This is a genomic window from Pseudomonas sp. zfem004, from assembly GCF_032621715.1.
GTDB classification, from domain to species: Bacteria; Pseudomonadota; Gammaproteobacteria; order Pseudomonadales; family Pseudomonadaceae; genus Aquipseudomonas; species Aquipseudomonas sichuanensis.
This window is the reverse complement of record NZ_JAVYJF010000029.1, coordinates 56,564-77,449: the sequence shown is the minus strand read 5'-3', so window position 1 is coordinate 77,449 and position 20,886 is coordinate 56,564. Positions and strand designations below refer to the sequence as shown.

Here is a 20,886-nt window from a genome sequence, read left to right as displayed (position 1 = left end):
TGGAACGCGAAGTGTACTGGGAGTTTCAACGCCAGGCGATGGGCGCGTTCAGGCGTATCGCCACCAACGGGGAAACATCTGCCGCACCCGGGGTTCGGCGAAGCGCTCGTCGATCAGCAGCAGCACGCCACGGTCCTGGTCGCCACGGATCACCCGACCGGCGGCCTGGATGACTTTGCGTACACCCGGGTACAGGTAGGCGTAGTCGAAACCGGCACCGAACTGCCGCCCCAGGCGCTGCTTGAACTGCTCGTTGACCGGGTTGACCTGGGGCAGGCCCAGGGTGGCGACGAAGGCGCCGATCAGCCGTGTTCCCGGCAGGTCGACGCCCTCGCCGAAGGCACCGCCGAGCACGGCAAAACCAACGCCTTGCCCGTCAGCCACAAACCGCGCGAGGAAGGCCTCGCGCCCGGCCTCGTCCATGCCCGGCGCCTGGCGCCATTGGGGCAGCCCGGGGTGGCGTTCGGCCAATAGCCGAGCGACCTGCTCGAGGTATTCGAAGCTGCTGAAAAACGCCAGGTAATTGCCAGGTTGACGCGCGTACTGCGCAGCGATCAGCTCGACGATCGGCGCCAGCGAGGCCTGGCGCTGCTGGTAACGGGTGGACACTTCACTGACGATGCGCACTTCCAGCTGCTCGGCGCGAAACGGTGCGGCCACTTCCAGCCAGGCGGTGTCGGCCGGCATGCCCAGCAGGTCGCTGTAGTAGTGCCGCGGGTTGAGCGTGGCGGAGAACAGCGTGACACTGCGTGCGGCACTCATCCGCGGCCCAAGCAACCGGGCCGGCACCACGTTGCGCAGACACAGGGTGGCCAGGCGTCGGCCCCGCGGGCCATTGCGCTGGCTGATATCGAACAGGAAGTGCTCATCGAACAACTCGGCGATACGGCTGAACTGCAATGCCTGGTAGAAGAACTCCAGCACCTTGGGCTCCACGTCGGCGGGTGCCTGGTTCATGCGCTCCTGGATCAGCCCGATGCACTGCGCCAGCGCACGCAGAAATCCATCGGGCAGCTGCTCGCCGGCCTGGTACGGCGCCACTTGCGCCTTGTACAGCGCATTCCACTGGCGGTTGAGCCGATCCAGCGCGCTGCCAAGGCCCGCCGGCTTGGCCTGGCGCAGCGCCTGCAACTGGCCTTGGTCGAGGCTGGCGCTGTACATCTGCCGGCCGCGCTCGACCAGGTTGTGCGCTTCGTCCACCAGCACTGCCGTGCGCCACTGGTTGGCCTGGGCCAGGCCGAACAACAGCGCATGGGCGTCGAAGTAGTAGTTGTAGTCGGCCACCAGCAGGTCGACCCAGCGCGCCATTTCCTGGCCGAGGTAATACGGGCACACCTGGTGTGCCTGGGCCACCTCGCGCAGGGCTGCGCGGTCGAGCAACGGCACTGCCGCTGCTGCCTCACGCGCCGCGGGCAGGCGGTCGTAGAAACCTTTGGCCAAAGGACAGGACTCGCCATGGCAGGCGTTTTCGGGGTACTCGCAGGCCTTGTCGCGAGCGATCAGCTCCAGGGTGCGCAGGGCCGGTTGGGTGCCGTCAGCGGTAAGCTGGCGCAGGGCATCCAGGGCCAGCGCCCGGCCCGGGGTCTTGGCGGTGAGGAAATACAGCTTGTCCAACTGCTGCGGCACCACGGCCTTGAGCAGCGGGAACAGGGTGCCAAGGGTCTTGCCGATGCCGGTGCTGGCCTGGGCCATCAGGCAGCGGCCGGTGCTCACCGCCTTGTACAGGGTCTCGGCCAGTTGGCGCTGGCCTTGGCGCAGTTCGGGGTAAGGGAACGCCAACGCCTGCAAGCCACGGTTGCGCTCGGCCAGGCGCTGCTCCTGAGCCCTTGCCCAGGCGAGAAAGCGCTGGCACTGGGCTTCGAAGAACTGCTGCAGATCGGCGGCGCTGTGGCGCTCGCTGATAACCGTCTGGCTGTCGCTGTCGATATCCAGGTAGACCAGCGCCACCTCGATGTCCGTCAGCTGCCGCGCCTGGCACAGCAACCAGGCATACACCTTGGCCTGGGCCCAGTGCAGCTGGCGGTGGTTGTCGGGCTGGCGGGCCAGGTCGCCACGGTGGGTCTTGATCTCCTCCAAGCGGTTGCCTGCCGGGTCGTAGCCATCGGCGCGGCCGCGCACACGCAGGCCCTGGTACTCGCCCTCCAGCGCCACTTCGGCCTCGTAGCCGGCAGCACGCCGAGCTACCAGCCGGCGATGGCCGGCGATCCCCTCCTGGGCAGTCGGTGACGGGGTGAAGCGCAGGTCGAGGTCGCCCACCTTGGCGCTGAACTCGCAAAGCGCGCGTACCGCTACCGTGTAGCTCATGGCGCCGACTGCCAGCGCACATGGCAGACCACCACCGGCAGCCCGTGCTCCTTGCAGAACGCCAGCCAGCGCAGTTGGCTGTCCTGCAGGCGGTCACCCGGGCCCTTGACCTCGACCATGCGATAGCGCCCCTCGTCGGGCCAGAACTGGATCAGGTCGGGCATGCCCGCGCGGTTGTTGCGGATATCCTGCAACAGGCGCACAAAGCAGGCTTTCAAGTGCGTGGCGGGCAGGCACGTCAGGGCCTGCTCGAGCAGCGCTTCATCGAGCATCTGCCAGAACACGAAAGGCGACTGCAGGCCCTGCTTGGCGCTGAAGCAGTCGCGGATCGCCTGCCAATGGCTGCCATCGTCGAGCCGCCCCAGGCACTGCTCGAACAGCGCCGCCCGCCGTTGCTGGAAGTCGCCATCGTGCAGGTCTTGCGGCCCGCTCTGGAACGGGTGGAAGAACGCCCCTGGCAACGGGGCGAAGATGGCGTCCCAGCAGAGCAGGCCGAACAGGCTGTTGAACAGGGTGTTCTCGACGTAGTGGGCCACGCCGCCGCTTTGTTCCAGATGCCGGCGGACCGCCTCCTCCACCCCGAAAACCGCAAGCTCGGCCGGCAGTTCCAGCTCGATCACCTGCACTGCATCGCTGCGTCGACGGGGTTGCGCCGGCCCGCCAAGCTTGCGCGCCAGGCGCGGCAGCATGCGCTCCAGGGCCTGACGCTCGAGCGGGTTGGCCGGCGCCGCCGCCATGTCGGCCGCCAGCGCGTGCGCCTGCGGCCACTGCTCGCTGCGCTCGAACACCCGCACCTGGCGGATACGCGCCTCGGGGTGGGCGCAATCGCCATACACCTGCAGCGCCAGGTCCCATTCGCCTAAGCGCTCGCAGTGCTGCCCGAGATTGAACAGCAACCGTGCACGCCGCCGGGCCAGCCAGGGGTTGTCGCTGCCCAGCCCGTCGAGCGTCGCCAGCAGCGTGGCGGGCGCCTCGCCCTGCTCCAGGCGTTCGCCACATTGGTGCAGGGCCATGGCCAGCTCGACCTCGCTGCGCTGGCGCAGGGCCCGTGAGTCTTCGGCGAAGGCCACCTGCTCGTAGCGCAGCAGCCCAAGGTCGGCGAGGACGAACTCCGACCAGTCCTGGTAGAGATTGCCGAAAAACAGCAGGCGCAGGCGGTCGCACAGCGGCTGCAAGCGCCAGTGGATGATCTGTGCAGGGCAATCGGGGTACCACGCGGCGAGCGAACGCGGCGCCAGTTGCAAGGCCTGCAACTGCGCCAGCAGTTCGGCCTTGCCCGCCTTGGGCCGGCCCAGTTGCCCGGCAAAACACTGCAGTGCCTCGTCCTTGCGCAGCAGCGGCCACAACTGCTCCAGCGTCAGCGGCGCCTCGGCATCGACCCAGCCCAGGCCCAGCAAGGGTGCCAGGGCGCTGTCGGTATCGCCGATCTCGTCGTAGTTCAGTTTGTCGCTGCGAAACAGCTCACCCTTGCGCATGACCATGCGTACCAACAGGGCCTGGGCAGGCACCGGCAAGCCGGCGAAGGCGCGGATGAACCCGTGCTCGTGGGCATCGAGCAGGTCGGCGTAACGCTGTTCGACCCAGTTCAGCACCTGACGGAAGTTGTGCAGGTAATAGAACGGGTCATCGACGGAATGGGCAATCACGGTGCGGGATCGGGCGCGGGAAATGGACACTGGTTATACATACAGACCCCAGGGCCAGGCAAGTGCCGTGGGTCGCGCGCTTGGTAACCCGCCGTACGCCAGGTGCAGTAACAAACCTTAAACAAGACTGTGACATTTTTTTTCAGCCTGCTCACCAGGTACCTCGGCATGGGTAACGGCCCGCCCGAATTCGGTCATGGAGCTGCGAGATGAAGGTTACGGTTTTCGGTACGGGTTATGTGGGCCTCGTCCAGGCGGCATGCCTGGCCCAGGTGGGGCATTCGGTGCTGTGCATGGATGTTGACGTCGAGCGGGTCGCCACCTTGAGCCAGGGCCATTGCCCCCTCTACGAGCCGGGCCTTGCCTCACTGCTGAAAAGGAACCTGGCCTGTGGCCGCTTGAGCTTCACCACCGACGCAGCCAAGGCGACCCATTTCGCCCCCTTGCTGTTCATCGCGGTCGGCACCCCGCCCCAGGCCGATGGCAGCGCCGACCTCAGGCATGTATTCGCGGTGGTCGACAACATCCTTGAACATGCTGACGGCCCCAAGATCATCGTCAACAAATCCACCGCGCCGGTCGGCACGGTCGACCGCATCAAGGCGCGCATCCGCCAGGCGGTCGCCAATGCCGAGCACTATCGGGTGATCAGCAACCCGGAATTTCTCAAGGAAGGTTCGGCGGTCGACGATTGCATGCGCCCGGAGCGCATCATCATCGGTGGCGCCGGGCCGGCCGAGCTTGAGCTGCTGCGCGAGCTGTACCTGCCGTTCAGCCGCAACCGGGAAAAACTCATGGTCATGGATGCGCGCAGCGCCGAGCTGACCAAGTACGCCGCCAACTGCATGCTGGCGACGAAGATCTCCTTCATCAATGAAATGGCCAACCTGGCCGAGCACCTGGGCGCGGATATCGAGATGGTCCGCCGTGGCATCGGCTCGGACCCGCGCATCGGCTACGACTTCATCTACCCCGGCTGCGGCTTCGGCGGCTCGTGCTTCCCCAAGGATCTGCAGGCCCTGAGCAAATGCGCCGAGGCCGAAGGCTTCGAGCCGCAACTGCTGCGCGCGGTCGAGTCGGTGAACGCGCGACAGAAGAACCGGCTGTACGCCAAGATCGCCCGGCACTACCCCGATGGCCTGCGCGGTAAGGTCTTCGCCTTGTGGGGGCTGTCGTTCAAGCCCAATACCAATGACATTCGCGAGGCCTCCAGCCGGGTCCTGCTCGAAGCTCTTTGGGCCGCGGGCGCCCGGGTGCAGGCCCACGACCCGCAGGCCATGGAGGAAATCCAACGCCATTACGGCGAGCGTGCCGACCTGCAGCTGGTGCCGTGCAAGGACGATGCGCTGCAGGGCGCCGATGCGCTGGTGATCGTTACCGAGTGGCAGGACTACCGGGTGCTGAACCTGGACCAGGTGCCGCAGCTGCTGGCCGACCGGGTGGTGTTCGATGGGCGCAACCTGTTCGAGCCCGAGCACATGACCGCCGCCGGCCTGACTTACTACGGCATCGGCCGTGGCCAGGTGCAGCCGCCATGCCCGTATTGATCACCGGCGCCGCGGGCTTCATCGGCTTTCACCTCGCCCAGCGCCTGTGCCAGGAAGGCCTGGAGGTGGTCGGCATCGACAACCTCAACGACTACTACAGCGTCGAGCTCAAGCAGGCGCGCCTGCAACAGCTGGCCCAGTGGCCGAACTTCCGCTTCCAGCGGCTGGACATTGCCGATTCGGACGCCCTGCTCCAGCTGTTCGCCAGGCAGCCTTTCAGCGAGGTCATCCACCTGGCGGCCCAAGCCGGGGTGCGTTACTCGCTGGACAACCCCAAGGCCTATGGCCAGGCCAACCTGATCGGCTTTCTGAACATCCTCGAAGCCTGCCGCTGGCACCCCACCAGCCACTTGATCTATGCCTCCAGCAGTTCGGTGTACGGCGCCAACGCCAAGCTGCCGTTCAGCGTCGAGGACCCGGTGGAACAGCCGGTTTCGCTATACGCCGCGAGCAAGCGCGCCAACGAGCTCATGGCGCACACCTACGCGCACCTGTACCGCATCCCCGTCACCGGCCTGCGCTTCTTTACCGTGTATGGCCCCTGGGGGCGCCCGGACATGGCGCTGTTCAAGTTCACCCAGGCCATGCTCGAAGGCCGGCCCATCGAGGTCTACAACCACGGCCGGATGGCACGGGACTTCACCTGCATCGACGACATCGTCGAAAGCATCCAGCGCCTGCGCGGCAAACCACCACAGCCGGCCGAAGGCCAACCGCCCTGCCAACTGTTCAATATCGGCCGCGGCCAACCGGTCAGGCTGCTGCACTTCGTCGAGTGCCTGGAACAGGCCCTGGGCATCCCGGCAACGCGCAATTACCTGCCGTTCCAGGACGGTGATGTGCATGAAACCTGGGCGGACATTTCTTCCTTGGCGCAGTGGATCGATTACACCCCCAAGGTTTCGATCGAGCAGGGCGTCAGCCAATTCGTCAGCTGGTACCGGGACTTCTACCGGACTTGAACCACGCACTCACAACAAGAACACAGGCAGGCCCGATGACTGAACAGATAGACCTTTCGGTACTGATTCCGGCAAAGAACGAAGCTGAAAACCTGCCGACGCTGCTGGCGGAAATCCGCAACGCGCTGCAAGACGAGCGCTATGAGGTCCTGGTAGTGGATGACGGCAGCAGCGACCCGACCCTGGCCGTGCTGCAGCAACTGCGTACCCAAGGCTTTGAACAACTGCGCGTCCTCCACCATGAACGCTGCCTGGGCCAGAGCACTTCGCTCTGGCACGCCGCCCAAGCCGCCCACGGTCGCTGGCTGGCAACCCTGGATGGCGACGGCCAGAACGACCCGGCGGATATCCCTGGGATGCTCGCGCTGGCGCGTGCCAGCGAAGACCTGGCCGGCGGCATCAAGCTGGTGGCCGGGCACCGGGTCAACCGCCGCGACACCGCCAGCAAACGCTGGGCTTCGCGCTTCGCCAACGGCCTGCGCAGCCGCCTGCTCAAGGATGCCACCCCGGACACCGGTTGCGGGCTGAAGCTGATCGAGCGCGCCGCCTTCCTGCGCCTGCCCTACTTCGACCACATGCACCGCTTCATCCCGGCGCTGATCCTGCGCCACAACGGCCGCATGCTGGTGCACCCGGTGAACCACCGGCCGCGTCACGCCGGCAGCTCCAAGTACGGCAACCTGGACCGCGCCCTGGTGGGCATTCTCGACCTGTTCGGGGTCTGGTGGCTGATCCGCCGCACCCGCCTGGACACCCGTCCACAGGAGCTCGAAGGATGACCCGCGAAACCCTCTGGCTGATCCTCGGCTTCACCGGCCAGGCCGTGTTCACCGGCCGCTTCGTGCTGCAGTGGCTGTACAGCGAGTACAAGCGCCGCAGCGTGATCCCGGTGGGTTTCTGGTACCTGAGCATGCTCGGCAGCGCCTTGCTGCTGACCTACGCCATCTACCGCCAGGACCCGGTGTTCATCATCGGCCAAGCCTTCGGCTTTCTGGTCTACCTGCGCAACCTGCAGTTGATCGCCCGGTTCAAAGAGCAGAAGGAATAGCCCTTGCCCAGGTTCACAACCCCCACAGCCCAGTGCCTGGCGCTGGTCGCTCTGGCGTTGCTGCTGGTCGGTGCCGGCATCGGCTGGCGCCAGCCGATGAACGTCGACGAAGAACGCTTTCTCGGTGTCGCCCTGGAGATGCTGCAAAGCGGCAACTGGTTCATCCCGCACCGTGCCGGCGAAATCTACGGCGACAAACCGCCCTTGTTCATGTGGACCGTGGCCTTGTTCAGCGCCTTGACCGGCTTGCCCAAGGTCGCCCTGTACCTGCCCGGCCTGCTCTCGGCAGCCACCACCACGGCGGTGCTGTACGACCTGGGCCGGCGCCTGTGGAACAAGCGCATCGGTTGCATCGCCGCCTTGCTGTTCCTGGCCACCTACCAGAGCTACAGCATCCTGCGCACCGGGCAGATCGACAGTTTCCTCGCACTGTGGGTCGCGCTGGGTTTCTACGGTTTGCTTCGCCACCTGCTGCTGGGCCCGGCCTGGGGCTGGTTCTACATGGGCTGTGCGGCCATGGGCCTGGGCATCATCAGCAAGGGCGTGGGCTTTGTCCCGGCGTTGATGCTGCTGCCCTATGCCTGGGCAGTTCGGCATGACTGGCGAGGCGTGGTGGCCATGCCTGGCCAGGGCTGGCGCTGGAGCCTGGGGCTGGCGTGGTTGCTGGCCGGTTGCGCGGTGTGGCTGCTGCCACTGCTGGTGACCATCGCCCATGGCGGCGGCGCGGCGGAGCTTGCGTACCTCAAGGAGATCCTGCTGCGCCAGACCGCCAACCGCTATGCCAATGCCTGGGACCACCGCGAGCCGTTCTGGTACTTCTTCGCCAAGGTCATCCCCAAGTACTGGCTGCCGCTGATCCTCGCCCTGCCCTGGCTGGTACCGGCCTGGCGCCGGCAACTGCTCAAGCATGACGGGCGCTTGCTGGTGCTGCTCGGCTGGTTGGCACTGGTGCTGGTGTTCTTCAGCCTCAGCAGCGGCAAGCGCAAGATTTACATCTTCCCGGCGCTGCCCGGCCTGGTGCTGGCCATCGCACCCTTGCTGCCCTGGTTGCTCAAGCGCTGGTTCCAGCGCCGGCCAGGCTGGCGCAAAGTGTTTGCCGTGATCGCCGTGGTGTGGTTCTGCCTGTGGTTCGTACGCGGCCTGGTCGAGCCGATCAAGGAGGGCCGCAACCCCCATGAAACCCTGATGACCGATGCCGCCCGTGCCACCGGCGGCGCCGAACTGGTGCTGGTCAACTGGCGCGAGGGGCACTGGCTGTTCGCCCGCCAGCCGATCGTGCACTTCGGTTTTGCCAACCGCTCTTCCGCAGACACGGCCGCCTACTGGTTGCGCCAGCACCCCGCCGCGTTCGCCCTGCTGCCGGCGACCGAGCTGGGCCGCTGCTTCAGTGCCGACAAGGCACGCAAGCTGGGCGATACCTCGCGCGCCGAGTGGTATGTGGTGGGCGCCGATGCCGACACCGGTCAATGCCAGCCGGCCACCCCCAAACAGGTCTACCCATTTGCCTGGGGCGCCCTGCCCCGATAGCAGCTCGCCGTGGGGTTAGAAATCCACCGTGGCAGACAGCTGCAGGGTGCGCGGGTAACCGGGCGAGATCGCGCCATAGGACGCCACGCCGGACCAGTATTCACGGTCGAACACGTTTTGCACCGTCGCCCGGAACGTCGTCGGGTGCCCGCCGATACGGGTGGTGTAGCGGCCGCCGACATCGAAGCGGGTCCAGGCGTCGAGCTCCTGGGTGTTGGCCTGGTTGATGTACTGGTTGGCGGTGTAGATCGTGCCACCGGTCAGGGTGAAGCCTGACAGCCAGGGTGTATCCCACTCGCCCCACAGGTTGGCCTGCAGTTCAGGCACGCCCACCGGCTTGTTGCCTTTGTTGGCGGCGGTGGCCGAGTCGGTCAGCTTGCCGTCCATCGCGGTCACGCCGCCCATCAGGCGCACGCCCGGGCTGACTTCGCCGAACATGCTCAGCTCGACGCCACGGTTACGCTGTTCTGCCTGTACCGAGAACTGGTTGCCGGCACCCAGCTCGCCGCTGGGTTTCTCGATCTGGAACAGCGCCAGGGTGGTCATGAAGCTGTCGCGTTCGAACTTCACGCCCAACTCATGCTGCTTGCTGGTGTAGGGCGCGAAGGCTTCACCGGCGTTGGCGGCCGTGGCCGGCGCGATGTCGCCCTTGCTCAGCCCCTCGACGTAGTTGTAGTAGAACGAGACGTTCTCCCACGGCTTGACCACCACCCCGACCACGGGCGTGGTGGCGCTGTCGTCGTAGCGCGACGACACTGCGCCGGCCGCGTTGTAGTTACGCGATTCGATGTCCTGTCGACGCACGCCCAGGGTCAGCTGCAGCCGGTCATCGAGCACTGCCAAGGTGTCGGTCACGGCCAGGCCGGTCAGCTCGGACTCGGAAATGCGCAATACCTTCGGTGCATTGATGTGCTGCTTGGGCACATCGACCGGGTGGTAGATGTTCGACAGGATCGCCGTGCCGTTGTTGATGCCGCGGGACATCTCGTCCTGGTAACGGGTGGCCATGACCGTCACCGTGTGGTTGACCGGGCCCGTTTCGAACAGGCTGCGCAGGCCCACATCAGCGGTGGAGCGGTCGACGTTGAACTTGTAGTAACCGGGGATATTGCTGGTATCGCCGGCCGCATTGAGGATTCTCGGCACCTGATCGGACATGCGTTCTACATCGGCCTTGCCGCCGCCGACATGGGCAAACACCGTCAAGGAATCATTCAGGTCGTACTCGCCGCCGAGCAACGCGGATTGCTCACGGGTGTTGGACCAACCCCAATCCTGAGGCAGGTTGGTACGGCCGTTGGCGGCCGACGGCACATCGATGCCCGGTGCCACGGTGAAGGGCCGCGAGGCGGCATCCCATTTTTCTTTCTGGCTGATGAAATCGAGGTTCAGGCGCAGCCGCTCGCCTTTGTAGTCCAGGGCAATGGCGCCGATATCCAGGGCCCGCTGCTGGTTGTCGATGGCGGTGTCACCCTGGGCAAGGCTGCCGTTGAAACGCACGCCCCACTGTTTGTCCTCGCCGAAGCGGCGGCTGATGTCGAGGTGGCCGCCGGCCTGGCTGTCCGAGCTGTAGCTGGCGGTGAAGCGCGTCAGGTCCTCGGCCAGGGCGCGCTTGGGCACGATGTTGATCACGCCGCCGACACCGCTGTTGGGCGAGATGCCATACATCAGCGCGCCGGGCCCCTTGAGCACCTCGACGCGTTCGGCGTACTCGGTGAATACCCGGTAGTTGGGCGCAACGCCGTAGACACCATCAAAGGCCAGCTCACCCAGGTTGCCCTCGCCCACCGGAAAGCCACGGATGAAGAACGAGTCGACAATGCCGCCGGTCTGCCCGGTGGAGCGCACCGACGGGTCGCGCTCCAGGGCATCGGCCACGGTCACCGTCTGCAGGTCGGCCAGGGTCTTGGCGGTGTAGCTGGTAACGCTGAAGGGGGTGTCCATCACGTCCTTGTTGCCCAGCATCCCCAGCCGCCCGCCGCGGGCCACCTGGCCGCCGGCAAAGGCCTCCGGCAAGCTGTCGTGGCGCAGGCTGCTGGCTTCGATGTTGGTGGCGGCGAGCGTCAGCCCATCGCCCTGCTGCGCCAGCTTGACCAGGGTGAAGTTGCCGTTGCCGAGAGCCACCAGCTCAAGGCCGCTGCCGGCCAGCAAGCGGGCGGCACCGTCCTGTAGCGAGTAGCTGCCATTGAGGCCTGCGCTGTGTAAGCCGTCGGTCAGCGTCGGTTCGAAAGACAAGGCGATCCCCGAGGCCACGGCAAAGCTGGACAGCACGCGGCCCAACGGGCCGGGGCTGATGGCGTAGGTCTGGGTGGCCACGGTGCTTTCGGGCTGCGCGAGTGCCACCTGGGTGCCTGCGGCGCCGGCCACCAGGGCCAGGCTCAACAGGGCGTTACGGACTGCGGTGGCGAGCGCACGCTCGGCGTGGGGACGGCTTGCAACAGGCATGACAGGAGGGTCCTTGTGACCGGATAAGGAGAGGGTTCGCTCCTGTTGCCAATCGAGATCGGGAAAAGTATCAGCTTGGGGTGAAATAATTTTGTGGGGTGGTTTGAGGCACATTCCCTATGTTGCTGAGGCCCATGGGTAGGACAGGCGCAGAACATCTAACGGCGAACACCTTGCAGCCCCACCGCCCTACCCCGCAGAAACCAGCGTCCAGTACCCGCCCATGCGCTCCTCGACCGCCAGCCCATAAGTCGCCTGCAACATCCCCAACGTGCGGCCCCTGTCACTGATCGGAAACGCACCCGACACCCGCAGGCCTGCGATCTGCCGATCACAGCGGATGAACCCACGCTGGTAACGCGCCAATTCACCCAGCAGCTCGTCCAACCGCATGTTGTCCGCCAGCAGCATGCCCTGGGTCCAGAGCGTGCTGGCGCTGTCCAGCACCTGGCTAGGGCCGACGGCCTGGCCATCGAAATCGGCCTGCTCGCCAGCCGCCACGACCCGGCCCCGCGCCTGTCCGGCGCTGGCGGGCTGCACCCGCACAGCCCCTTCGAGCACCGCAAGATAGGTGCGCCCTTCGCGTTCTCGCACGCTGAAGCGTGTGCCCAAAGCCTGCATCACCCCTTCCCCGGTCCCTACCCGCAGCGGGCGCGCCGGGACGACGATATCCGGCGCGGTCTGCACCATGATCTCCCCACGGTACAGACGGATAAAACGCTCGTTGGCATCGAAGCGCACGTCAATCGCAGAGTCGGTGTTGAGGATCAACTGGGTACCGTCGGCAAGGGTGACATCGCGGCGCTGGCCAACCGCCGAGCGATAGTCCGCTGCCCATCCTTGCCCGTACATCCGCCAACCTGCCCAGCTTGCAGGCGCCAGGGCCAGCAGGACTGCCAGGCGGGTGATCGCCCGGCGCCGGCCCGGATCGCTTGGACGATCCAGCGCCGACAGCGACAGTGCCGGCGGCAAGCCACCCAGCTTGCCCATCAGCAGTTCGGCACGCGCCCAGGCCTGTGCACGCCCGGCGCTGCTGTTACGCCAGGCCGCCCATTCAGCTTTCTGCTCTGCCGTGACCTCGCTGTCGCTCAGGCACATCAGCCACTCGGCGGCCTCCGCCAGGGCTTCGGGGTCAGGCTCAACGTGGGGGTGTTCGACGCTCACTCAGTCAACCAGCTTCAGGCATTGGAGAAACGCCTGTTTCATGTAGCGCTTGACGGTGATCAGCGAGACGCCGAGCTGCTCGGCGATGTCTTCGTACTTCATCCCGGCCAACTGCGACAGTAGGAACGCCCGCCGGACCAGTGCCGGCAAGCTGTCGAGCATCGCATCGATTTCATGCAGGGTTTCCAGGATCAGCAAGCGGGTTTCCGGCGACGGCGCCTCGGGGCCCGGCAACTGCTCCAGCGCCGCCAGGTAGGCACGCTCCAGCGACTTGCGCTTGCACCAGTTGGCGAGGATGCCACCGGCGACGCAATTCAGATAGGCGCGGGGCTCGTTGAACACCGTGACCTTCGACGCCAGGATGCGCGCGAAGGTGTCATGTGCCAGGTCAGCCGCATCCATTGCGTTGCCCAGGCGCCGCCGCAAGCGGTTGTACAACCATCCGTGATGGGCGCTGTAGAGCGCTTCGACAGCAGATAGTCGAGGGTTTTGCACAGCCTGGGCTTCGCTCATGGGGCGATTCTTTTTGTGTAACTGAGAATTGTTAGCAATGCTAAGTTACACCCCGACCGCAAGGCAAGGCCCGAACACGAAAGGCGCCCGGTTGATTGCAACCGGGCGCCTTGCGGTGATCGCTGCCGACGCAGCCCAGGTCAGAGCCTGAAGTTGGCCGTGAGCTCCGCCGAACGCCCTGGTGCGACCGTGGCGAACAGCCCGACGTGCGAGGCATCGTAGATGGTCTCGTCGGTCAGGTTGAGCAGGTTGAGTTGCAGGTCGAGGTTCTTGTTGACCTTGTAGGCCACCATCGCGTCGTAGCGCCAGTAGTCATCGATGCTGACGGTGTTGGCATCGTTCATGTAGCGCTGGTCCATGTAGTTGGCCCCGGCGCCCACGGTCCAGCGGTCGGTCAGGTCATAGGACGACCACAGGCTGAAACTGTTCGGCGCGATGAACTTGGAGCGGTTGCCGTCGTTGCTGCCATCGCCGCCCGATTTCACCACTTCGGCATCCAGGTAGGTGTAGCCGCCCCAGATCGCCCAGGCGTCGGTAATGCGGCCGGTCACGCCGAACTCGATGCCGGTCACGCGTTGGTCGCCGTCCAGGGCCACCAGCCCGCTGATCGGGTCGGTCACCCGAGCATTGGTTTTCTCGGTGCGGAACACCGCGGCGGTCAGCGACAGCTGTTCGTTGAACACATCCCACTTGGTCCCCAGTTCGACGCTGCGCGACTTTTCCGGGTCGAGGTTGGCCTTGTTGCCATTGAGGTTGCCGGCCCCGGCACCGTCGGCGCCGCCGGACTGAGTGTTCTCGCCCGATGGGTTGGACGAGGTGCCGTAGGACAGGTAGATGCTGCCGTTGGGCATTGGCTTGAACACCACGCCCACCTGGTAGTTCCACAGCTCGCTCGACGACGAGGCGCCGCCCTCGACCCGGTTCTTGACGTCGTAGTCGTCGTAGCGCAGCCCCAGGTTCAGGTCCCACTGTTCATGCAGCTCGAGGGTGTCGAAGGCGTAAAGCGACTTGACCTCGGTCTGGTACTTGCTGGTGACCTCCCCGGTACCCGGCAGCAAGGTCCAGCCACCGTCGTGCGGGTTGGGGTTGTACAGGTTACCCGGGCGGCCATTGTTGCCAGCGTGCTTGTCCTTGTCGGTAATGGTCTCGCGGCTGACTTCCAGGCCGGCGGAATAGCTGTGCTTGATGCCGCCGGTGTGGAAGGTGCCGAACAGGTCGGTCTGGTTGAGCACCGAGGTGTTGACCACGTTGCGAGGCCGGAACCCCCGACCTACCAGGCCGTTGCGTTCCTGCGCGACGTTGGCGAACACCGGGCGGCTCATCACGTAGTTCTGCATGCTGCGCCCGCCGCGCAGGGTGTTGCGCACGGTCAGCTCAGGGGTGAACTCATGTTCGATCAGCAGGGTGGCCAGGTCGGCGGAAGTCTTGCGGAAATCACGGTCAACCAACCCGTAGAAGTTGTCCCGGTCGACATCCGCAGGTTTGTTGGTGATCAACGAAATCGGGTGGCCCTGGTCGGGAATGTCATCGGTTTCCAGGTGATAGTAGCTGGCCGTGACCCGAGTCGGCCCCTGCAGGCCCCAGGTAATGGTCGGGGCGATGCCCCAGCGCTTGACCTCGACGTCATCGCGGCCGGGGGTATCGGCTTCGTGCTTCATGGCGTTCAGGCGAAACGCCAGGTCCTGCTCGGGCAGGTACTGGTTGATGTCCAGGGTATTGCGCCACAGTTGGTCGGTACCCAGCGTGACGCTGCCGGCGATGAAGTCTTCGGCCTTTGCGGCCTTGCTCACGAGGTTGATCGAGCCACCCGTGGAGCCCCTGCCGTTGTAGGCCGAGCCCGGGCCCTTGACGATCTCGACCGACTCCACGTTGAACGCCTCGTGGGACATGCGGCCAAGGTCGCGCAGGCCGTCGATCTGGATATCGGTACTGGCTTCGAAGCCGCGGATGAACGGCCGGTCGCCCAGTGGCGTGCCGCCCTCGCCCGCGCCCAGGGTAATGCCTGGGGTGGTACGCAGTACGTCGGTCAGCGAGGTGGCGCCGCGCTCCTTGATCAAGGCTTCGTTGATGATGGTGATGGACTTGGGCACTTCGCGCAGCGGTGCGGTGAACTTCGGTGAAGACATTTCATCCACTTTGAAAGTCTCGGCCTGATGAACACCTTTTACATCGGTCGCGTCCAGTTCAAGGATCGAGCCCGACTTGTTTTTACCGGCATCGGCGGTTTGCGCCAGGCTTGCGGTCGAACAGGACGCCAGGGCAAGGCCAAGGGCAGTGTAAAGATGTGGAGATTGCGCGCTGCGGGTTGTTGTTGGAGTGCTTGCCATTTGATTGCCATCACCTATGAAATGATGCGCAATCCTATTTGCGATGTTTTATTGAACAAAGTTCATTTACAAAATTTACGCCAAGTAACTTTATATGTCACAAATCAAGTTACATATGTTTAGTTACATATATTTGGTAACACTTATCGCCACATGTCAGCGCAGTAGCGGCAAGGCTTTCATTGCCTTGCCGCCGGTTCGGTCAACGCTCGGCACGGTTTGCGCGGTACTGCTGACATTCAACCGACTGTTCTCGCCGGCCCGTCAGTTCATGCCGCACAAGCTCTTGCCCAGGCCCTGAGCACCGCGGTCAGCCATGACGCTGGCGCTGTGGGTCAACCTGCGCCTGCTCCTGGCGCAGCAACATCCGCAACCATAGGTCACGCCGCGCCAGCACCTGGGCCTGCAGGCTCACCTGCGCAGGCAGCGTACCGGTGTACAGCGCCCGCAGATGCTCCAGTTCCAACCCGCTGACATCCACCAGCCATCGGCTTACCGCCGCCGGGCAAGGGCGCCCCTGCAACGCCCGGTGCAGGTAAGGCAACGCCACCCGCATGCGTGGGTGACAACGTTGCACATAACGCTCGAGGTTGCGCCCCCGCGCCTCGAACGGCGTGAGCAGCAGGCAGACCAGTTGCTCTTCGGTCACCCCATAGGCTTGGGCAAAGCTGGCCTGCGCCTGCAAGCCGTACTCCTCAGGCCAAGCCAACTGACTCTGGCCCAGGCGCTGCAGCAACCCCTGTACGCCCTCGCGATAGCCAAGCAGGTTCACATACTGCCCATGCAACCCATGCAGATGCGCCAGCGCCAGCGGATCAAACAGGCCCGCCGGCCCCTGCAGTTGACACGGCAGCACCTCCCGACGGCCCAGCATGTGCTCGAGTGAGGCCACCTCGTCCATCTGCAGCAGGTCATCCACCGCGACCACATGCAGGGGGCGTACAGCCTGGGGTAGCGGTGCAACCTGCACTGACGGCGCAGGCTCGTCCAGCCTGTAGCGCAGTTGTGCCAGGTGCTGCGTCAGCACCCGTGCACACTGGGGCAGCGCCGGTGGTGAAGCATCGCTGGCCTGGCTCAGGCAGCGCCGGGCCCAGGCCAGCAAACGACGGCGCTGCCCGGCCGGTACCACCGTGACCAAGGCATCGACGCCACCCTCTGGATCGGCAACGGTCAGCGCCTGGTTCAGCCCTTCTGCCAGCATCAAATAAGCCTGCCCCCCGAGCAATGCATCGGGCTGCCCGCCACACAGATGACCGAATAGCAGCCAGGCCTTGCCGACATCGCCCAACTGCCCGCCGCCACTGGGTTCGCCGGTAATGAATGGCGCCAGCCGCTCACCGTCGCTGAGCAGCAACTCCACCCGTGGGTCGTCATGCAGGAACAAGGCACTGAAGCAGCGCTCATGGCTGGCCAGCGTCGCGCGATCCAGCCCGGGCGACCTGGCAATGAGCACACGCAGGCGGAAGGTTGCATGATGGCGAACAGCGATGCTCAATTGCGCCGCGCGCAGGTAGGCGAGCAAATGGGCGCTGCGCTGGTCGCCACCGTGTAACAGCACCAGACGCAGATCAGCGATCTGCGCATGGCCGCCAGCGATCACCAGCAACCGTTGCATCAATAGCGCAATGGAAGCGCGCTGCGCCTGATTCAAATGCTCGAAGATACGTTGCAATACTTGTTGATATACATAGTGCATGGCCTGGTCATGGGTATTGTTCATGTAATCACTCCATCTTTCTGATCGGATCAGATCCAAAAGCAGAGTTTGGCAGATGAATAAAACCCCGATCTTGAAGGAAATTTCCTAAAAACAGGAAAGACAATAGAGGATTAATACCTCGGTGATTATCGCTGGACAGGCCATGGGCCAGTGCCAATGCGCCCTGTGGTCGCGGTCATTGGCCCGACACAAACATGCTGACAAGCCGAGACATAAAAATCATGAATAACCCGGGCAAAGAACACTTTATTGAAGTTGCAGTGGGCTAACTCGCAACATCCACTACGCTTTGTGCAAATTATCTTATATCTCCGTAGGACGCATCCGAAAAAAAGCCCGAGACATTGCTCGGGCTTTTTCATAATGGCAGCAGTCGCTGATGATCAGCTCACCGCCATATCCAACACCACACGCCCACCACACGGACATTCGTCCATATGGCGATGGGCAGCGACCACCTGGTCGAACGGATACACCTTGATGATCTGCGGGGTCAGCAGTTGGTCGGCGGTGAACTGGTTGATGTCGCGCAACGCACGCTGCAGGGCGACTTGGTCCTGGGCGATGCCCAGCTCCGGCTTGCCAGTGAAGTTGCCGATGCAGTGCACATGGAACTGGATGTTCTTCTGGAACGCCGCGCAAGCCGGGAACGGCGTCTGGTTGCCACCCTGCAGGCCATACAGTACCAGGCTGCCGCGCGGTGCCAGCACGTCGCCGAGCAGCGACATCTGCGGCCCGCCCATACCGTCGAGGACCATATCCACGCCACGGCCATTGGTGTACTTGCCGATCTGCAGGACCAAGTCTTGCTCTTCGGTGACGATCACCTTGTCCGCCCCCAGACCGAGCAGGTATTCACGCTGCTCGGGCTCCTTGGTGGCGGCGAACACCTTCAGCCCCAGGGCCTTGCCCAGTTGCACGAAAGCCGGCCCTGCACAGTGACTGGCATCGGTGACCAGCGCGGTCTGCCCGGCCTTGGCCCGGGCCAGGTCGACATAGGCGAAATACGCGATCAGCAGCGGCGTGTAGTGCACGCTGGCTTCGATCGGGGTCAGCACATCGGGGTAACGGGTGATGGCGCTGCGCGGCAGCACGATCACATCACCATAGACAGGGTGATCATTGGGGCTGGTGGCCGGGAAGCTGGCGACCCGGTCGCCCACTGCAATGTCGTCCACCCCTTCGCCAACCGCCATGACCACACCGGCCATTTCATGGCCGATGCCGGCTGGCAGGCGCGCCTGGGAAGGTGCCAGGTTCTGCCGCCAGAGCACGTCGTACCAACTGATGCCGATCGCCTCGACGCGCACCTGCACCTCGCCGGCTGCCGGGGACGGTTCGGCCTGCTCCTCGCAAAGGAGCACATCGGCCTGGCCGAACTTGTGGAAACGGATCATGCGGGACATCGCATACCTCGCCTGTGTGAATCTCGTATTACCACGGACTTTATCCGGGCTTTGCGCTTTGGGCCATCAGTGGCCGTTAATAGTCGACATGCCTGTCATTGATTGGGCCCCAGGCAAATCTGCGCATTGGCTCCCACAAATCGGTGCAGGGTAACAGCCTTTGGCCTTAAGATTCACCCCTGCCCCACTGACTGGCGAGCCGCATCGAATGAATCGTAACGACTTGCGTCGCGTAGACCTCAACCTGCTGATCGTGTTCGAAACCCTGATGCACGAACGCAGCGTGACCCGCGCCGCCGAAAAGCTGTTCCTCGGCCAGCCGGCCATCAGCGCCGCGCTGTCGCGCCTGCGCAGCCTGTTCGACGACCCGCTGTTCGTGCGCACCGGCCGCAGCATGGAGCCGTCGGCCCGCGCCCACGAGATCTTCGCCCTGCTCTCGCCAGCCCTGGACTCGATCTCCACTGCGGTCAGCCGCGCCGCCGAATTCGACCCGGCCACCAGCAACGCGGTGTTCCGCATCGGCCTGTCCGACGACGCCGAGTTCGCCCTGCTGCCGCAACTGCTCAAGCGTATCCGCGCCGAGGCCCCGGGCATTGTCCTGGTTGTTCGCAGGGTCAATTACCTGCTCATGCCAACGTTGCTGGCTTCGGGGGAAATCTCGGTGGGCGTGAGCTACACCAGCGACCTGCCGGCCAACGCCAAGCGCAAGGTGCTGCGCCGCAGCATGCCCAAGCTGCTGCGCGCCGATAGCATGCCCGGCAGCATCACCCTGGATGACTTCTGCGCCCGGCCCCATGCGTTGGTGTCGTTTGCCGGCGACTTGTCCGGTTTCATCGATGAAGCACTGGACGAAATCGGCCGCAAACGCCATGTGGTGCTGGCGGTGCCGCAGTTCAATGGCCTTGGGAGTTTGCTGGCGGGGACCGATATCGTCGCCACGGTGCCGGACTACACCGCGGATGCACTCACCGCCGCGGGCGGGCTGCGGGCTGAGGACCTGCCGCTGGACGTGCGCAGTTTCGAGTTGCATATGGCTTGGCGAGGGGCGCAGGACAATGACCCGGCGGAACGCTGGCTCAGGTCGCGGATACAGATGTTCTTCGGCGATCCTGACAGTCTTTAAGGGCTTCGCGTTGGCTTGACGGAATGCTGACTGCGCCCAGGCAGAGGCTGGGCACAGAGGATGTCACTGGCTTGACCGCCAGAAAGGAGGACGCGCAAGGGTGTCCCGTTGGCATCGAAAGGTAGACAAGGAAACGAGATTCTGGCGATTAGCCAGCTCTTTCAGTTATCCTGCGCGGCCAAATTATTTCAAATTGTAAGGGACTACGATGAAACACCTGCGCCAGTTGTTGGCGGCAGTGTTGCTCTGCGCAACTACTTTGCCCGCCATTGCCGCCAGCACTCCCGCGTCTACGCCAACCGCCAGCGAACAACCGCACCAGACCGCCGAACAGTGGCTGGCCACGCTCAAGCAACAGCACGGCAACATCACCCTGCCCGGCGGTATCGCCAGCCTGCAACTCAACAACGAGTTCTACTACCTGTCGCCAGACGACAGCGAGCGCCTGCTGACCGAAGGCTGGGGCAACCCACCGGGCTTCAAGACCCTCGGCATGATCATCCCGACCGCCGTCAATCCACTGGCGGAAAACGGCTGGGGCGTGATCATCAGCTACAAGAACGACGGCCACATTTCCGACGATGACGCAGCCAAGATCGACTACGCCGACCTGCTCGAGCAGATGAAGGCCGATGACGAGGAAGACAACAAGGAGCGTCACAAGCAAGGCTATGCCGGCCTGACACTGTTGGGCTGGGCCGAACCACCGAGCTACGATCAGGCTACCCACAAGATGTACTGGGCGCGAGAGTTGAAGGCCGAAGACGCCGACCAGACCACTCTGAACTACAGCATCCGCGTGCTGGGCCGCGAAGGCGTGCTGGAGCTCAATGCCGTGGCGGCTATGGCCGATCTGCAGACAATCAAGCAGGAAACGCCAAAGATCCTCGCCTTCACCAACTTCACCGACGGCAACCGCTACGCCGATTACGACGCCAAGACCGACAAGCTGGCGCCATACGGACTGGCCGCCCTGGTCGCCGGTGGCGTCGCCGCCAAGGCGGGCCTGTTCGCCAAGATCGGTGTTGCCTTGCTGGCGTTCAAGAAGTTCATCATCCTGGGCTTGGTGGCCATCGCCGGCTTCTTCGGCAAGCTGTTCAAGCGCAAACAATCCTGATTCAAACCTGGCTCACCCTTGCTGGTGGGCCATCTCC

General features: G+C 64.4%; 16 protein-coding genes. 8 read left to right on the top strand and 8 right to left on the bottom strand.

All coding sequences use genetic code 11. From position 1 onward, the window contains the following. Window positions 1-48 precede the first annotated feature (48 nt). Both RTH46_RS23755 and RTH46_RS23750 read right to left on the bottom strand, forming a co-directional pair. The gene (locus tag RTH46_RS23755; RefSeq protein ID WP_316906786.1) at window positions 49-2,304 is read right to left on the bottom strand and encodes an ATP-dependent DNA helicase; all 2,256 of its coding nucleotides are present in this window, start codon (window positions 2,302-2,304) and stop codon (window positions 49-51) included. After that, the gene (locus RTH46_RS23750; RefSeq protein WP_316906785.1) at window positions 2,301-3,950 is read right to left on the bottom strand and encodes a VRR-NUC domain-containing protein; all 1,650 of its coding nucleotides are present in this window, start codon (window positions 3,948-3,950) and stop codon (window positions 2,301-2,303) included. Before RTH46_RS23750 ends, RTH46_RS23755 begins: the two co-directional genes overlap by 4 nt. A 209-nt stretch (window positions 3,951-4,159) precedes the next feature. Between RTH46_RS23750 and RTH46_RS23745 the strand changes: the two genes are divergently transcribed. The 5 genes from RTH46_RS23745 to RTH46_RS23725 are packed head-to-tail and all read left to right on the top strand — an operon-like array spanning window position 4,160 to window position 9,034. Continuing rightward, complete coding sequence (locus RTH46_RS23745) at window positions 4,160-5,497, top strand: UDP-glucose dehydrogenase family protein (RefSeq protein ID WP_153787950.1); 1,338 nt, start codon at window positions 4,160-4,162, stop codon at window positions 5,495-5,497. Continuing rightward, complete coding sequence (locus tag RTH46_RS23740; protein WP_153787951.1) at window positions 5,485-6,459, top strand: NAD-dependent epimerase; 975 nt, start codon at window positions 5,485-5,487, stop codon at window positions 6,457-6,459. Before RTH46_RS23745 ends, RTH46_RS23740 begins: the two co-directional genes overlap by 13 nt. A 35-nt stretch (window positions 6,460-6,494) precedes the next feature. Next, complete coding sequence (locus RTH46_RS23735; protein WP_316906784.1) at window positions 6,495-7,238, top strand: glycosyltransferase family 2 protein; 744 nt, start codon at window positions 6,495-6,497, stop codon at window positions 7,236-7,238. Beyond that, window positions 7,235-7,507: a lipid-A-disaccharide synthase N-terminal domain-containing protein gene (locus RTH46_RS23730; protein WP_153787953.1), complete on the top strand. Its 273-nt coding sequence runs from the start codon at window positions 7,235-7,237 to the stop codon at window positions 7,505-7,507. The genes RTH46_RS23735 and RTH46_RS23730 overlap by 4 nt, the downstream gene beginning before the upstream one ends. Window positions 7,508-7,510: 3 nt before the next feature. After that, a complete protein-coding gene (locus RTH46_RS23725) occupies window positions 7,511-9,034 on the top strand; it encodes a glycosyltransferase family 39 protein (protein WP_316906783.1) in 1,524 nt (507 codons plus the stop codon). Between the two features lie 15 nt (window positions 9,035-9,049). Here the strand turns inward: RTH46_RS23725 and RTH46_RS23720 are convergent, their stop codons facing one another. The 4 genes from RTH46_RS23720 to RTH46_RS23705 all read right to left on the bottom strand — a co-directional run bounded on the left by RTH46_RS23720 (window position 9,050) and on the right by RTH46_RS23705 (window position 15,282). Next, a complete protein-coding gene (locus RTH46_RS23720; protein ID WP_316906782.1) occupies window positions 9,050-11,479 on the bottom strand; it encodes a TonB-dependent receptor in 2,430 nt (809 codons plus the stop codon). A 189-nt stretch (window positions 11,480-11,668) separates the two neighbouring features. Then, a complete protein-coding gene (locus RTH46_RS23715; RefSeq protein ID WP_316906781.1) occupies window positions 11,669-12,643 on the bottom strand; it encodes a FecR domain-containing protein in 975 nt (324 codons plus the stop codon). After that, window positions 12,644-13,156 carry a sigma-70 family RNA polymerase sigma factor gene (locus RTH46_RS23710; protein WP_316906780.1) on the bottom strand — a complete coding sequence of 171 codons (513 nt, stop codon included), beginning with the start codon at window positions 13,154-13,156 and terminating at the stop codon, window positions 12,644-12,646. Window positions 13,157-13,296: 140 nt separating this feature from the next. Then, entirely contained in the window at window positions 13,297-15,282 is a 1,986-nt protein-coding gene (locus RTH46_RS23705) for a TonB-dependent receptor (protein ID WP_410478597.1), read from the bottom strand. Window positions 15,283-15,309: 27 nt separating this feature from the next. Here RTH46_RS23705 and RTH46_RS23700 point away from each other — a divergent pair, with 27 nt between their 5' ends. Continuing rightward, window positions 15,310-15,606 carry a hypothetical protein gene (locus RTH46_RS23700; RefSeq protein WP_256671385.1) on the top strand — a complete coding sequence of 99 codons (297 nt, stop codon included), beginning with the start codon at window positions 15,310-15,312 and terminating at the stop codon, window positions 15,604-15,606. A gap of 187 nt (window positions 15,607-15,793) precedes the next feature. Here RTH46_RS23700 and RTH46_RS23695 read toward each other — a convergent pair whose 3' ends face one another. Together RTH46_RS23695 and RTH46_RS23690 are read right to left on the bottom strand one after the other, a co-directional pair. Beyond that, window positions 15,794-17,203, bottom strand: coding sequence for a hypothetical protein (locus RTH46_RS23695; protein WP_153787958.1), 1,410 nt, complete (start codon window positions 17,201-17,203; stop codon window positions 15,794-15,796). A 383-nt stretch (window positions 17,204-17,586) separates the two neighbouring features. Next, a complete protein-coding gene (locus RTH46_RS23690; protein WP_279845635.1) occupies window positions 17,587-18,609 on the bottom strand; it encodes a zinc-dependent alcohol dehydrogenase family protein in 1,023 nt (340 codons plus the stop codon). A 208-nt stretch (window positions 18,610-18,817) separates the two neighbouring features. Between RTH46_RS23690 and RTH46_RS23685 the strand changes: the two genes are divergently transcribed. Together RTH46_RS23685 and RTH46_RS23680 are read left to right on the top strand one after the other, a co-directional pair. Beyond that, window positions 18,818-19,732, top strand: coding sequence for a LysR family transcriptional regulator (locus RTH46_RS23685; RefSeq protein WP_153787960.1), 915 nt, complete (start codon window positions 18,818-18,820; stop codon window positions 19,730-19,732). Window positions 19,733-19,940: 208 nt separating this feature from the next. Beyond that, entirely contained in the window at window positions 19,941-20,849 is a 909-nt protein-coding gene (locus RTH46_RS23680; protein ID WP_153788997.1) for a DUF2167 domain-containing protein, read from the top strand. Window positions 20,850-20,886: the final 37 nt, after the last annotated feature.

What these genes read in the sequence shown, in the direction of transcription:
- RTH46_RS23755 (WP_316906786.1), bottom strand. Translation starts at nt 2,304, where the DNA reads ATGAGCTACACGGTAGCGGTACGCGCGCTTTGCGAGTTCAGCGCCAAG.
- RTH46_RS23745 (WP_153787950.1), top strand. Translation starts at nt 4,160, where the DNA reads ATGAAGGTTACGGTTTTCGGTACGGGTTATGTGGGCCTCGTCCAGGCG.
- RTH46_RS23740 (WP_153787951.1), top strand. Translation starts at nt 5,485, where the DNA reads ATGCCCGTATTGATCACCGGCGCCGCGGGCTTCATCGGCTTTCACCTC.
- RTH46_RS23735 (WP_316906784.1), top strand. Translation starts at nt 6,495, where the DNA reads ATGACTGAACAGATAGACCTTTCGGTACTGATTCCGGCAAAGAACGAA.
- RTH46_RS23730 (WP_153787953.1), top strand. Translation starts at nt 7,235, where the DNA reads ATGACCCGCGAAACCCTCTGGCTGATCCTCGGCTTCACCGGCCAGGCC.
- RTH46_RS23720 (WP_316906782.1), bottom strand. Translation starts at nt 11,479, where the DNA reads ATGCCTGTTGCAAGCCGTCCCCACGCCGAGCGTGCGCTCGCCACCGCA.
- RTH46_RS23710 (WP_316906780.1), bottom strand. Translation starts at nt 13,156, where the DNA reads ATGAGCGAAGCCCAGGCTGTGCAAAACCCTCGACTATCTGCTGTCGAA.
- RTH46_RS23705 (WP_410478597.1), bottom strand. Translation starts at nt 15,282, where the DNA reads ATGTCTTCACCGAAGTTCACCGCACCGCTGCGCGAAGTGCCCAAGTCC.
- RTH46_RS23700 (WP_256671385.1), top strand. Translation starts at nt 15,310, where the DNA reads ATGAACACCTTTTACATCGGTCGCGTCCAGTTCAAGGATCGAGCCCGA.
- RTH46_RS23695 (WP_153787958.1), bottom strand. Translation starts at nt 17,203, where the DNA reads ATGAACAATACCCATGACCAGGCCATGCACTATGTATATCAACAAGTA.
- RTH46_RS23690 (WP_279845635.1), bottom strand. Translation starts at nt 18,609, where the DNA reads ATGTCCCGCATGATCCGTTTCCACAAGTTCGGCCAGGCCGATGTGCTC.
- RTH46_RS23685 (WP_153787960.1), top strand. Translation starts at nt 18,818, where the DNA reads ATGAATCGTAACGACTTGCGTCGCGTAGACCTCAACCTGCTGATCGTG.
- RTH46_RS23680 (WP_153788997.1), top strand. Translation starts at nt 19,941, where the DNA reads ATGAAACACCTGCGCCAGTTGTTGGCGGCAGTGTTGCTCTGCGCAACT.